10 protein-coding genes and 1 tRNA gene are annotated in these 13,422 nt (G+C 59.8%); 5 read left to right on the top strand and 6 right to left on the bottom strand.

From position 1 onward, the window contains the following. Positions 1 to 7: 7 nt before the first annotated feature. From mtgA to PSJ8397_RS08275, 5 genes are all read right to left on the bottom strand, one after another. Positions 8 to 745: a monofunctional biosynthetic peptidoglycan transglycosylase gene (mtgA, locus tag PSJ8397_RS08295; protein WP_085864104.1), complete on the bottom strand. Its 738-nt coding sequence runs from the start codon at positions 743 to 745 to the stop codon at positions 8 to 10. Positions 746 to 768: 23 nt separating this feature from the next. Further along, positions 769 to 1,653 (bottom strand): Hint domain-containing protein, encoded by an 885-nt coding sequence (locus tag PSJ8397_RS08290; protein ID WP_159453110.1) that lies wholly within the window; start codon positions 1,651 to 1,653, stop codon positions 769 to 771. A 349-nt stretch (positions 1,654 to 2,002) separates the two neighbouring features. Then, complete coding sequence (gene gltB, locus PSJ8397_RS08285; protein ID WP_085864102.1) at positions 2,003 to 6,541, bottom strand: glutamate synthase large subunit; 4,539 nt, start codon at positions 6,539 to 6,541, stop codon at positions 2,003 to 2,005. Between the two features lie 48 nt (positions 6,542 to 6,589). Then, positions 6,590 to 7,312, bottom strand: a complete 723-nt coding sequence (locus PSJ8397_RS08280; protein ID WP_085864303.1) for a hypothetical protein — start codon at positions 7,310 to 7,312, stop codon at positions 6,590 to 6,592. Between the two features lie 112 nt (positions 7,313 to 7,424). Continuing rightward, positions 7,425 to 8,894 (bottom strand): NAD(P)-dependent oxidoreductase, encoded by a 1,470-nt coding sequence (locus tag PSJ8397_RS08275; protein WP_085864101.1) that lies wholly within the window; start codon positions 8,892 to 8,894, stop codon positions 7,425 to 7,427. A gap of 216 nt (positions 8,895 to 9,110) precedes the next feature. Here PSJ8397_RS08275 and PSJ8397_RS08270 point away from each other — a divergent pair, with 216 nt between their 5' ends. Beyond that, positions 9,111 to 9,914 (top strand): undecaprenyl-diphosphate phosphatase, encoded by an 804-nt coding sequence (locus PSJ8397_RS08270; protein ID WP_085864100.1) that lies wholly within the window; start codon positions 9,111 to 9,113, stop codon positions 9,912 to 9,914. Between the two features lie 50 nt (positions 9,915 to 9,964). Here the strand turns inward: PSJ8397_RS08270 and PSJ8397_RS08265 are convergent, their stop codons facing one another. Further along, entirely contained in the window at positions 9,965 to 10,942 is a 978-nt protein-coding gene (locus PSJ8397_RS08265; protein ID WP_085864099.1) for a complex I NDUFA9 subunit family protein, read from the bottom strand. Positions 10,943 to 11,146: 204 nt separating this feature from the next. Between PSJ8397_RS08265 and PSJ8397_RS08260 the strand changes: the two genes are divergently transcribed. The 4 genes from PSJ8397_RS08260 (at position 11,147) to PSJ8397_RS08245 (ending at position 13,422) form a co-directional block, all read left to right on the top strand. Then, positions 11,147 to 11,233: transfer RNA gene (locus tag PSJ8397_RS08260), tRNA-Leu, on the top strand. A 29-nt stretch (positions 11,234 to 11,262) separates the two neighbouring features. Next, positions 11,263 to 11,874, top strand: a complete 612-nt coding sequence (locus PSJ8397_RS08255; protein WP_085864098.1) for a ribonuclease D — start codon at positions 11,263 to 11,265, stop codon at positions 11,872 to 11,874. Continuing rightward, positions 11,874 to 12,833: a KpsF/GutQ family sugar-phosphate isomerase gene (locus PSJ8397_RS08250; protein WP_085864097.1), complete on the top strand. Its 960-nt coding sequence runs from the start codon at positions 11,874 to 11,876 to the stop codon at positions 12,831 to 12,833. Before PSJ8397_RS08255 ends, PSJ8397_RS08250 begins: the two co-directional genes overlap by 1 nt. Position 12,834: 1 nt before the next feature. Continuing rightward, entirely contained in the window at positions 12,835 to 13,422 is a 588-nt protein-coding gene (locus PSJ8397_RS08245; protein ID WP_085864096.1) for a hypothetical protein, read from the top strand.

Genomic DNA, 13,422 nt, shown 5'->3' with positions numbered 1-13,422 from the left:
CGCGGGGCTATTCAAAGCATCCCGCGCGGCCGTCCGCCGCAATCGTCGCGGCTCCGTCCATGATACTGGCCGCACGGCTGCGCACAAATGACGTCGGCTGCGACGCGGACCGCGATTGTGGCGCCGGCAAAACAGCGGCCAACCGTGCCGCTTGCGTGGGCGTCAGATCCGCCGCCGTCACGCCAAAATAATGCACCGCAGCAGCCTCAACCCCGAACACACCTTCATCGAATTCTGCGACGTTCAGATAAACCTCAAGGATACGCTCCTTGGACCACACGGCCTCAACCAACGGCGTCATCAAGGCCTCAAGGGATTTGCGCAGCCAAGACCGCCCGTGCCACAAATAGACGTTCTTCACCACCTGCTGGGAAATCGTAGATCCGCCACGGCCACCGCCTGCCTCCAATGCAGCGCGGATCGCTGTCAGGTCCAGCCCCCAATGGGTGCAAAAATTCGCATCCTCAGCAGCGACCGCAGATCGCGCCATCACCGGTGCGATGTCCTCCATCGGCACCCACGTCTGGTTCACACCACCCACCCGGCGTCCTTCGGAAAACATATAAGGTGTCGTTGGCGGGTTAATGGCCGAAAACGTCAACGTCGCCACCACGGCTAAAGCTATCACAATCAAAATCCCCCTCAGGACATATCGCAAAATCACCCGGACCAGCCACTTGGGCCGATCGCGAAGTTTGACCTTCGATTTTGGTGTCTTGGAAGATGCCCGTGCCATGGCCGCCATTCACCCTATGCAGGTAGGGCCGGTCAAGCTCTTGCACCCATGTTTGGCCCTGCGCCGACCCATCTGTCACCGCAAAGCACCGTTGCCTCTGCCCGTCCCACAACTGGCCGGGCCGTGTGCCATTCCCCTGCGACGTCGCAGAATTGTTCCGGCATTAATGCCTCAATCTCGGCCCTCACATCATCATCCCCCAGAATATACGATCCAGGACAGAAGCTTTCGGTCGGCACGCCTTGGGAAAAGATCACCTCATGTGTTTCGAACATCAGATGATGATAAACCACATCGCGGGCGGGAGCCCGTGCGATGGTGTCGTGGTTGACCAAATGACAGGCCGCCACCAGAACCTCATCTTCACCGAACAACAGCTCCGCCCGCCAACCGGACAAAAGAACCATGTGCTGGGGTGACAAAAGCAACGGTCGCGCGTTGCCAATGGCGCCCGTGGCAAACCGGATCGGCGCATGGGTGCCATGGCCCACAACACGCCACGACCCATGCCAGCGCACCGGCTGCAACCCGTGATCCGCAGTGCGGACGTTTTGCCCAACCTTGATGTCTTCAACAGCGACAGGCCCGTCTTCCGTCTCGATCAGCGTACCCGCCACAAAACAGGGCGGTCCCAGGCCGCCCACATCCAACGGCCCTTGGGGTAGCTCAAATGTTGAACCGACAAAGGTGCCGTTCTGCAAAACTTGCCCATCCGTGGGCGTAAAGACGCGGCCCCCGTCGGCCAGATAAAACGTGATGCCCGTATAAGTCACATTGCCCACACCGACCACGGAGATGGTGACGGTATCGCCCGGGTAGGACGCTGAAATATCCACTCCGCCAATGGCATCACCGTTGAACCGGTCCACGTCGCCGTCGTCATTCTGGTCGGTCAAGGTGCGCGTCACAAACGACACGGGCGTCCCGCCACCCGGCGGATTTGCAGGATCAAATGTGAAAAACTGGTCTGTATACGTTGTCGGCAAAACATCACCTCACTGGTCTAAACACCGGTAAGGTCGCACCCGAATTGGTGCATTTTTAGAAACAATTAAGGATAAAAATTGGAGTTTTCGGCACAACACTAGCGGCTCAAAACGCAACCACACCCCTTGTTGATATAAGAAAACCCATCACCTGACCGATCGTTTCCAATTCAAGCACAATGCAGCCCAACCTGCGCCAAATGCGGCAAAACGATGCCCGCCAACGAAAAACGCCGCGACAGTCTGATGTCGCGGCGTCCTTCATCAGTGTCTGACCGAATTACTCGGCAGGGACCGCTGTCTCTTCGATGCCCAAGGGTGCGGGCAAATGCACCAACATCTCTTTCGGGCAGACCTGCACAAAGTTGGCAACCTCACTGTCCCAATGCTGCAGGATCTGCGCCGCTTTGGCACTGCCAGTTTCCGCATGATGCCGTTCCACCAACCCGCGCAACTGCGCATGCCAATGGTCCACCGTCACACCACAGGTCACCAAGGTCTCCATGTTGATCAGGGCATCGGCCTCCCGCTTGGGGTCATACAGATAGGCCATACCGCCCGTCATCCCCGCGCCAAAGTTCGCGCCAATGGACCCAAGGATCACCGCAACACCCCCGGTCATGTATTCACACCCGTTGGACCCGCAGCCCTCAATCACCACTTTCGCACCGGAGTTCCGAACGGCAAACCGTTCCCCCGCACGCCCAGCCGCGAACAGATAGCCATCGGTCGCACCGTAAAGCACCGTGTTGCCGATAATCGTGTTATCGGCGGCCACCAGTGGGCTCGCCATGGGCGGACGCACAACAATCGTCCCCCCCGACAGACCCTTACCGACATAATCGTTGGCATCACCCGACACCTCCAACTTCAGCCCCGGCGCCGCAAAGGCCCCCAAAGACTGCCCGGCAGACCCTTTCAACTTCACCGTCAGATGATCCGGCTGCAGGCTGTTGCGCATGCCGAAGTTCTGCACGATGTGCGAAGACGTCCGCGTGCCAATCGTCCGCAACGTGTTCTGCACCGCATATTCCAGCTGCATCTTTTCGCCATCGTTCAGGAATCGCGCGGCATCCTGCACGATCTGTGCGTCCAGCGTATCCGGCACCGCATTGCGTGGCTTGTTCCGGTCATACACGATCTCATTCGCGCTATCGACGGTGATCAACATGGGGTTCATGTCCAGATCATCCAGATGCGCCGACCCACGCGACACCTGATCCAGCAGGTCCGCACGGCCGATCACCTCATCCAAGGACCGCGCGCCGATCTCAGCCAGAATTTCGCGCACCTCGGTCGCATAGAACGTGATCAGGTTCACAACCTTGTCGGCATTGCCGGTGAACTTGTCGCGCAAGGCCTCATCCTGCGTACACACGCCCACGGGGCATGTGTTCGACTGGCACTGACGCACCATGATGCAGCCCATGGCGATCAACGCCGCCGTGCCGATCCCGTATTCCTCAGCGCCCAGCATCGCAGCCATGACAATGTCACGCCCCGTGCGCAGGCCCCCATCGGTCCGCAGGGTCACACGGTCGCGCAGGTTGTTCATCGCCAGAACCTGATGCGCCTCGGTCAGGCCCATCTCCCACGGCAGGCCCGCGTATTTGATCGATGTGGCAGGCGACGCACCGGTGCCGCCGTTGTGACCAGAAATCAGGATCACGTCAGCCTTGGCCTTCGCCACACCGGCCGCAATCGTACCAACGCCGCTAGACGCAACCAACTTCACCGTCACCTTACAGCGCGGATTGATCTGTTTCAGGTCGTAGATCAGCTGCGCCAGATCCTCGATCGAATAAATATCGTGGTGCGGCGGCGGCGAAATCAACGTCACACCCTTGGTCGAATGGCGCAGCCGCGCGATCAGGTCGGTGACCTTCATGCCGGGCAGCTGACCCCCCTCACCGGGCTTGGCGCCCTGCGCCACCTTGATCTCAAGCTCTTCACACTGGTTCAGATATTCAGCCGTCACACCAAAACGGCCCGACGCCACCTGCTTGATCTTCGCAGACGGGTTGTCACCGTTTGGTTCCGGTACAAAATGCGCCGGATCTTCGCCGCCCTCGCCGGAATCGGACTTCGCCCCGATCCGGTTCATCGCCACATTGAGCGTCTTGTGCGCCTCAGGCGACAGCGCGCCCAGGGACATGCCCGGCGTCACGAACCGCTTGCGGATCGACGTGATGGATTCGACCTCTTCCAAAGGCACCTTCTTGCCCAAGGGCTTGATCGCCAGCAAATCGCGCAAGTGAATGGGCGGGTTGGATTGCATCGCGGTCGAATACTGCTTCCACAATTCATAAGACGCGCGGTTACAGGCCTGCTGCATCAGGTGCATTGTCTGCGCTTCCCAAGCGTGCTTTTCACCCTGACGGCGCGCTTTGTAGAACCCGCCAATGGGCAACACATCGCGGCCCCCCTGCCAACCGGCACGGTGCACGTCCTCAACCTTGCGCTGAATACCGGTCACGCCGATACCGGAAATCCGGCTTTGCATGCCGGGGAAATATTCCGCCACCATCGCGCGGCTCAGGCCCACGGCCTCAAAATTCAGACCTCCCCGATAGGAGGAAATCACCGAAATCCCCATCTTCGCCATGATCTTCAACAGACCTTGGTCAATCGCATTGCGATACCGCGCCACTGCCTCGGTCAACGTGCAATCCAGCAGCCCGCGTTCAATCCGGTCGTCCAAAGAATCCTCGGCCAGATAGGCGTTCACCACGGTCGCACCACAGCCAATCAGAACGGCAAAATAATGCGGATCAATGCATTCCGCCGACCGCACGTTCAGCGACGTAAACGTCCGCAGCCCCTTGCGCGTCAGCCAGCTGTGAACAGCAGACGTGGCCAGGATCATCGGCATGGGCACCTTGCCCTCACCCTGATGCTGATCCGTCAACGTCAGATGGCCTGCGCCAGACCGAACCGCATCCTCGGCCTCCGCCCGAATCCGGCCCAGCGCCTCATTCAATGCACCGGCACCGGCATCCGCAGGGAAGGTACAATCGATCTCAACGCAGGGTGCATTGAACGCAGCCTGCAGCGCATCCCATTGCGCGTTGCCCACGAACGGGCTGTCCAGAACCAGAATCTCCGTCTGGCTGCTGTCCTCATCCAACACGTTCTTGAGGTTGCCGAACCGCGTTTTCAAAGACATCACACGGAATTCGCGCAAGCTGTCAATCGGAGGGTTCGTCACCTGGGAAAAGTTCTGGCGGAAGAAATGGCTGAGCGGACGGTACTTTTCCGACAACACAGCAGACGGCGTGTCATCGCCCATCGACGCCAGCGCCTCTTTGGCGTCTTCAGCCATCGGGGCGAGGATGTTCTCCAGCTCCTCAATGGTGTAGCCCGCCGCGATCTGACGCTTGCGCAGCTCCGCCCCTTGATACAGCGGGCTTTCCGTGACCGCGCCAAGGGTCTCGTCCAGCTCGTTGATCTTGCCGACCCATTCGCCAAACGGCAAAGCGGCTGACATTTTATCCTTCAGCTCTTCATCGTGATACAGCGCCCCCTTGCCCATATGCACCCCGATCATCTGACCGGGGCCCAGCGCGCCTTTCTCAACAACACCGGCCTCGTCAATGGGCACCATACCCGCCTCGGACCCAGCGATCAGCAGGCCGTCACCGGTCACGACATAGCGCATGGGCCGCAGCCCGTTGCGGTCGAGGCCCGCACAGACCCAACGCCCATCGGTCATCGCCAAGGCGGCGGGGCCATCCCACGGCTCCATCACCGCGTTGCAATAGGAATACATGTCGCGCCAGTTCTTCGGCAGCTCTGTTGCCTGCTTGGACCAGCTTTCGGGGACCAGCATCGTCTTCGCCATCGGCGCGGACCGGCCCGCGCGCACCAGAACCTCAAACACCGCGTCCAACGCCGCCGAATCAGACGACCCGCCCGCCACAATCGGCTTGATGTCCTCGGCCATGTCCCCAAACGTGCCCGACGCCATGCGGATCTCATGGGATTTCATCCAGTTCAGGTTGCCCTTCAGCGTGTTGATTTCCCCGTTGTGGGCCAACATGCGGAACGGCTGCGCCAACCACCACTGCGGGAAGGTGTTCGTCGAATACCGCTGGTGATAAATCGCAAAGGCGGAGATGAACCGCTCATCCAGCAGATCGGGATAAAACTCCGCCACCTGCTCGGCCAGCATCATGCCCTTGTAGATGATCGACCGGCACGACAGCGACGCCAGATACAACTCCCGCACGCCCGCGCTCGCAGCCGCCTTTTCAATCCGGCGACGGATCACATAAAGCTCCCGCTCAAACGTCTCTTCGTCGACGCCCTTGGAATTGGAAATCAGGATCTGCTCAATCTCGGGCCGTGTCGCGTTGGCCTTTTCGCCCAGACACTCAATATTCACGGGCACATGGCGCCAGCCATAGATGTAATACCCCATCCGCAGAACTTCGGTTTCCACGATGGTCCGACAGGTTTCCTGCGCGCCGAAATCCGTGCGCGGCAAGAACACCTGACCCACGGCCAACATCTCGCCCTCGCGCAGCTCATGGCCCGTGCGCTCCACCTGTTCACCGAAGAACTTGAACGGGATCTGCACGTGAATGCCCGCGCCATCGCCCGTCTTGCCATCGGCATCAACAGCGCCACGGTGCCAAATCGCCTTCAGCGCCGCGATGCCGTTTTCCACGACCGACCGGCTTTTCTCACCGTCAATGGCCACAACCAGCCCGACGCCACAGTTGGCCTTCTCGTCGCCGTGGTCATACAACCCGTTCTCGGCCATCCACTCACGTTTCTGGCGTTCGGCCTCGGCCCATGCTGCATCATATTTGGTCATCTCAGGTCTCCTCGGTCCGGCCTTTGATCGCTCTCAAAGGCGGTAAATTCAGTATTTGGTGGCGGTGATCAGGCTGTTCAGCTCGGCGGAAGACAACTCCACCCCGCAGCCATGTTTTGGGTTTTGGGACAGGAACCCCTCCTCACCCGGAAAAATGAATTCAACAGGCGTGTCGTCGCTGTCAAATGTGCCCTCGGACGTGGTGTACGAACTGACGCCACCGATAAACATGCGCCACTCGGCGTTCACAAACTCACGGCCCTCGGCGCGCCAGATCTCGGTGCCGTCCTCATCAAACGCCGTCAGCGCGTATTCCGTGCGCAGCAGGTCAACACCATCAATCGTCACGGCCTCTCCGGTCAGCTGATCAAAGCCCACATATTGCGTCTCGCCAATCTCATCGCTGGAGGTCGTGAAATCCCATGTGTCCACGTCACCGGCCAGCAGATCCGTCATCATCATCCGGTCCGCCGAAAACGACAGCTGTTCGGTATGGCCGGACCGCAGATGAAAACTCTCGACCCACTCCGCCTCGGAATTGATCTTGCCAATGTAGCTCAACCCCTCTTCATCCAGGGTCGCACGGCGCTGTTCACCCGCCGCATCGAAATCACAGGTGAAATGATGCGACACCGAACATGAAGACGTCTGGATTGTCAGATAGGCCTCACACCCTTGTGGCAGGGAAAACTGCTGCGCGTCTTGCGCCACAACAGAAGGAACAGCCAGCGCACTGGCGATCAAAGCGGCAAGGGTCGTCGTCTTCATCATCTGTTCATTCTCCATGTCAGTCTGTCTGACCTATCGCTTCAGGGACGTTGGCAGCCCTGCCATACGCGAGCCATACGCAAGCCATACGCGTGCCAGCCCCCGATTTTGGCCCCTATTCGGCGGCCACAGACGCACCTTGCGACAGGTATTCCATGATCGCCTCAGCCGCATCGCGACCGTCCTTGATGGCCCAAACCACGAGGGACGCACCACGCACGATATCACCGGCGGCAAACACACCATCCAGGCTGGTCTGACCGGTCGTAAATTCCGCCTTCACGGTGCCCCAACGGGTCACCTCAAGGCCATCAACGCCCCACAACTTCGGCAGGTCCTCCGGCTCAAAGCCCAGCGCCTGAACCACCAGATCGGCGTCCTCAACATAGTCGGATCCTTCGATCAATTCAGGCATCTGGCGGCCCGTAGCATCCGGCGCGCCAAGGCGCATTTTCTGCACCTTCACACCCGTCACGGAATTGGCCATCTCAACCGCACGGGCAGGGCCATCGGCGCCGCCGGCAAAGCCGTTGGGCGCGCTCAACCAGACAAATTCGACGCCTTCTTCCTCGGCGTTCTGCACCTCTCGTTGGGATCCCGGCATGTTCACCCGGTCCCGACGGTACAGACACTTCACGCTCTCCGCACCCTGACGAATGGCCGTGCGCACGCAGTCCATCGCGGTGTCGCCACCCCCGATGACAACAACACGTTTGCCCTCGGCGTTCAGCTCCCCGCTGTCGAACTCTTCCACATCATCGCCAAAGCTCTTGCGGTTGCTGGCCGTCAGATAATCAATGGCGCGCACGATGCCGTCGTTCTCAACGCCTGGGGCCTCCAAAGCCCTTGTTTTATAGACGCCCGTGGCGATCAGCACGGCCTCATGTTTACCGCGAATGGCATCGAACGAAATGTCTTCGCCCACGTTGCAATTCAGCACAAACTCAACGCCGCCGTCTTCCAGCTGCGCCATGCGCTTCATCACGACGTCTTTCTCCAGCTTGAACCCGGGGATGCCATAGGTCAGCAGGCCGCCCCCGCGATCATAGCGATCATACACAGTCACCTGCACGCCTTGACGCCGCAGCATATCCGCCGCCGCCAGACCACCAGGGCCCGCGCCAATGATGCCGACGCTTTCGGGGCGTTCGGTCGCCGGGCGGATGGGCTTCACCCAGCCTTCCTCAAACGCGGTGTCGGTGATGTATTTCTCGACGGAGCCAATGGTGACAGTCCCGTGGCCGGACTGTTCGATCACACAATTGCCCTCACACAACCGGTCCTGCGGGCAGATGCGGCCGCAAATCTCGGGGAAGGTGTTGGTGGCCTGGCTGATCTCATAGGCCTCCTGCAGGCGGCCTTCGGCCGTCATGCGCAACCAGTCGGGAATGTTGTTGTGCAGCGGGCAGTGCGACTGGCAATAAGGCACACCACACTGGCTGCACCGGCTGGCCTGCTCCTCGGCCTTGGCCGTGGCGTACTCTGCATAAATCTCTTTGAAATCTTCGGACCGTAAATTGGGGGGCCGCTTCTCCGGCATATCCCGTTTTACATCCACGAACTTCAGCATCTTTTGACCAGCCACCGCAACGCCTCCAAACCAAATTCTGAACCGTCTCTCTAATCGGGGTCTTCGCGAAAGAAAAGTCAGTATGTGTGACCTAATTACGAGAAATGGCCCACTTCGCAAGCAAACTTTTCGCATGTTGTGCATTTTTTAGGTCCGATCCGGTCCTAATGGCCCCCTTCCCCTCGACTCCGCACCGTTTACAAAGGTCAAAACGAATCGTGCGGACAGACCATGCCCCTACTCACCCTCGTCCTTGTGGCCCTCATTCAGGGCATCACGGAATTTCTTCCGGTCTCTTCTTCGGGCCACCTTATTTTATTGCCCCAACTGACCGGTATGGACGATCAGGGACAGGTCATTGATGTGGCCGTCCACGTCGGCACCCTCTTTGCTGTGATCCTCTATTTCTGGTCCGATGTCCGCGCCGCATTGTTCGGTCTGGCACGTCTGGCTCGTGGCAAAATCGACACGCAGGGGGCGTTCCTGGCGCTCTGCCTTATTATCGCAACGATCCCCGTTGTGATCTTCGGACTGATCCTGAAACTCACCGGACTGGATGACATGCTGCGGTCCGTCGCTGTCATCGGCTGGACCATGTTGATCTTCGGCCTCGTGCTCTACTGGGCCGACCAAACCGGCCCCACGACACGCACCGCGAACCAATGGTCGCTAAAGCACGCCTTCACGATGGGCCTGTGGCAAGCCATCTCACTGATCCCTGGCACGTCACGCAGCGGCATCACCATCACCGCCGCTCGGCAACTGGGCTACGCCCGCGAGGACGGCGCGAAACTGGCCATGCTCATGTCGATCCCCACCATCACCGCATCCGGCGTTCTGCTTGGCGCCGAAGTCGCCCTGACAGCCGACGCCCAGGCCGCCCGCGACGGGGCCATCGCCGCAGCTCTGGCCTTCCTCGCAGCCCTGGCCGCTTTGTCGTTGATGATGCGCTTGCTGCGCACCGTCAGCTTCACCCCCTACGTGATCTACCGAGTCATCCTCGGCTTGATCCTGCTGTGGGTGGCCTACACCTAAACCTTCAGATTTCTGGCGCTTTCCTCGATCCGGGGGGTTCGAAGAAACACCTACGCCTTAAGGTTCTTGGCGCTTTCCTTGATCGCGTCATACTGGCCCGACGGACGGAACCGCCACAGATAATCCGGCAAAATCGCTTCCATCGCGGTGGGCTGCAGCCCAAGATCATCAAACCCCTTGGCACCCTCAGACACCACGTTGTCTACGGCCAAATTCTTCACCTGATCCGCCGTCACAGGCCCGCGCACCAAACCAAGCGTCACGAACCGGACAACCGAAAACCCGAACGCCATAACCCGTGCCGCCCAGAACGGAATGTTCATCACCAACCGTCGACGGCGGATAATCTGCAACATCTGTTGCATCAATTCGCGGAAGCTGTGCACGTCCGGCCCGCCGAGCTCATAAACCCCGCTGGCCTCTCCATTCACACCCATCACAGCCGCAGCCGCCACGTCATCGACATAGACCGGCTGAAACTTGGTCTCAGCCCCGACGACGGGCAACACCGGCCCAAACCGCGCCATACCGGCAAACCGGTTGAAGAACCCGTCTTCCATACCAAAAACAATCGACGGACGCAGGATCATTGCATGCGGCATATGTTTAAGAACACCCGCCTCACCCGCAGCCTTCGTGCGGGCATATTCACTGTCCGCGTCAGCATCCGCGCCAATCGCAGACAGTTGCACCATATGCGCCACACCCATCTCCGCAGCGATCCGCGCCACGCGTTCCGCGCCGTCCGCCTGCGTGGCCTCAAACGTGTTCTTGCCAACCTCGTCCAGCACACCGACGCAGTTCACCACCGCATCGGACCCGACCATGACAGACCGCACAGACGCATCATCACGAATGTTGCAGAACACAGGTTCAACCTGTCCCACCGCACCATACGGCTTTACAAACATTGCCTCGTTAGGGTTGCGCACCGCCACACGGATCCGCCAGCCATCCTTGGCCAGACGCCGCGCGATATACCGTCCGACAAAACCGGACCCGCCATAAATAGTGACAAGTTTGGACATGGTTCAATTCCTCGCGATGGTTCCCTGGGCCGAGTGTTGCCCTGATCTACCGCCAGACCCCTTGATAAACAAGGCGCATCTTGGCGCAGGTCCCTGTCTTCATCTGACCAGAAAAACTCAAATCCACGATCTGCCTAAAATCGCTGTCGAATCCCGTTGACACCCCCCGCGCTGCCCCTTAAACGCCCATCTCACGTGATCTGTGCCCAGATGGCGGAATTGGTAGACGCGCCAGCTTCAGGTGCTGGTGTCTGTATGGACGTGGAGGTTCGAGTCCTCTTCTGGGCACCATCCCTTCCACATGATAGAAAGGGATCATCATGGCAAATCACCTTTACAAAAAAGACCTGCCCGACGGCCTCGATCTTGGTCCTGTTGTGGCGATTGACTGTGAAACGATGGGCCTGAACCCCCACCGTGACCGTCTGTGTCTCATCCAGATGTCCGGCGGCGATGGGGACTGTCACCTAGTGCAGGTCGAAATGGGCCAGACAGAGGCACCAAACCTGTGCCGTATGTTGGCCGATCCCAATGTGCTGAAACTCTTTCACTTTGGCCGCTTTGATATTGCGGCAATGGCGCACGCCTTTGGAACGACTGCGGCCCCTGTCTACTGCACCAAGATCGCCAGCAAGCTGGTGCGGACATACACCGACCGTCACGGGCTGAAAAATCTGCTACAAGAGCTCCTCGGCGTCGATATTTCCAAGTTCCAACAGCAATCTGACTGGGGCGCAGAAGACCTCAGCGAAGGTCAGCTGAACTACGCGGCCTCTGACGTGCTCTACCTCCATGCGCTGCGCGACAAGCTGAACGAACGTCTGGCCCGCGAAGGCCGCACAGACATGGCGCAGGCCTGTTTTAACTTCCTGCCCATGCGCGCCACGCTGGATCTGGCAGGCTGGCCAGAACAGGACATCTTCTCTCACTGATGGGACGGTTTCTCGACACCGCGCGCCGCGTCATCCGCGAAGAAGCAGAGGCCCTCAGGCGTCTGGCGGATGAGCTTGACGGCACGCTGACAGACGCAGTTGATACCATCCTCAAGGCGCAGGGCCGTGTCATTGTGTCCGGCATTGGAAAATCCGGCCACATCGCCCGCAAAATCGCCGCGACCTTGGCCAGCACAGGCACGCCTGCGCAATTTGTTCACCCGGCTGAGGCATCGCACGGGGACCTCGGCATGGTCACCAGACAAGACGTCGTCCTCGCGATCTCCAACTCCGGTGAGGCGCCGGAGCTGGCCAACCTTCTGGCCTACACCCAAAGGTTCGATATCCCGCTCATCGGGATCACGAGCAAACCCGCCAGCACGCTTGCGCGGCACAGCGACATCATCCTCGCCATGCCCAAGCTGGCAGAGGCATGTGGCACTGGCGTTGTCCCCACCACCTCCACCACCATGACGCTGGCTTTGGGCGATGCGCTGGCCGTGGCGCTGATGGAACAGCGCGATTTCTCTGCCGAGAACTTCCGCGACTTTCACCCTGGCGGCAAACTGGGCGCACAGCTGGCCCGCGTGGGCGACCTGATGCACGCAGGCGACGCCCTGCCGCTGGTGACCCAATCCACCCCCATGAGCGATACCCTGCTGATGATCAGCCAAAAGGGGTTCGGCGTTGTTGGTGTCCTCGACAAAGCGGGCTATCTTTCGGGCATCGTGACCGACGGCGATTTGCGTCGGAACATGGCCGGTTTGCTGGACCTGACCGCGGGGCAAGTGATGACACGCAGCCCGCGCACCATCGGGCCCGATGCGCTGGCCGAAGAGGCCGTTCATCTGATGCAAGACAGCAAAATCACCTGTTTGTTCGTCGTCGATCCCGACGGATCACAAGACGTCACCGGTATTCTTCACATTCACGACTGTCTGCGCGCCGGCGTCGTCTGATATGTTCCGCGACGAAAGCTATTCGCAGTTTGTGACCTTGCTGAAGGTCACGCTGCCGCTGGCTGCCTTGGCGCTGATGTCCACCGTCTTTCTGTTTGCCCGCGCCCCCAGTCAGGACACCACCATCCCCTATGCCGAGATCGAGGAGATCGCGCAGGAACCGCGCCTGTCCGGCCCGCAGCTGTCCGGCGTGGCTGACGATGGATCAGTCATCACCTTTTCCGCCCGCACCGCCCGCCCCCAAGGTGACGTCATTTCGGTTGAGGCCATGATCGCAAACATCGAGGCCGCGAACGGCACCACCATCGACATCCGCGCAGGCGCGGGTGAGATCGATACAGCAGGCAACACAGCCCGCCTGTCTGGCCTGACCCATTTGGAAACCTCCAACGGGTACGAAATGGAAACCATGGGCCTCACCGCAAACCTCACCACGGGCCGCATCATCAGCGACGGCGCGCTTGAGGTGCAGGCCCCCTACGGCGCTTTGACTGCTGGACAGCTTGTCATCGAGACCCCCGAAAACGCCACAGGACAAGTGATGCTGTTCCAAAATGGGGTTCGGCTGGTATACACACCGCAACAATAG

Origin of the sequence: Pseudooctadecabacter jejudonensis, assembly GCF_900172275.1 — a bacterium.
Taxonomy (GTDB): Bacteria; Pseudomonadota; Alphaproteobacteria; order Rhodobacterales; family Rhodobacteraceae; genus Octadecabacter; species Octadecabacter jejudonensis.
Note: the sequence above shows the minus strand (reverse complement) of the source record. Positions and strands in the feature narration are given on the sequence as shown.

Coding starts and splice junctions, on each gene's coding strand:
- PSJ8397_RS08280 (WP_085864303.1), bottom strand. CDS start 7,312: ATGATGAAGACGACGACCCTTGCCGCTTTGATCGCCAGTGCGCTGGCT.
- PSJ8397_RS08270 (WP_085864100.1), top strand. CDS start 9,111: ATGCCCCTACTCACCCTCGTCCTTGTGGCCCTCATTCAGGGCATCACG.
- PSJ8397_RS08245 (WP_085864096.1), top strand. CDS start 12,835: ATGTTCCGCGACGAAAGCTATTCGCAGTTTGTGACCTTGCTGAAGGTC.
- PSJ8397_RS08250 (WP_085864097.1), top strand. CDS start 11,874: ATGGGACGGTTTCTCGACACCGCGCGCCGCGTCATCCGCGAAGAAGCA.
- mtgA (WP_085864104.1), bottom strand. CDS start 745: ATGGCGGCCATGGCACGGGCATCTTCCAAGACACCAAAATCGAAGGTC.
- gltB (WP_085864102.1), bottom strand. CDS start 6,541: ATGACCAAATATGATGCAGCATGGGCCGAGGCCGAACGCCAGAAACGT.
- PSJ8397_RS08265 (WP_085864099.1), bottom strand. CDS start 10,942: ATGTCCAAACTTGTCACTATTTATGGCGGGTCCGGTTTTGTCGGACGG.
- PSJ8397_RS08255 (WP_085864098.1), top strand. CDS start 11,263: ATGGCAAATCACCTTTACAAAAAAGACCTGCCCGACGGCCTCGATCTT.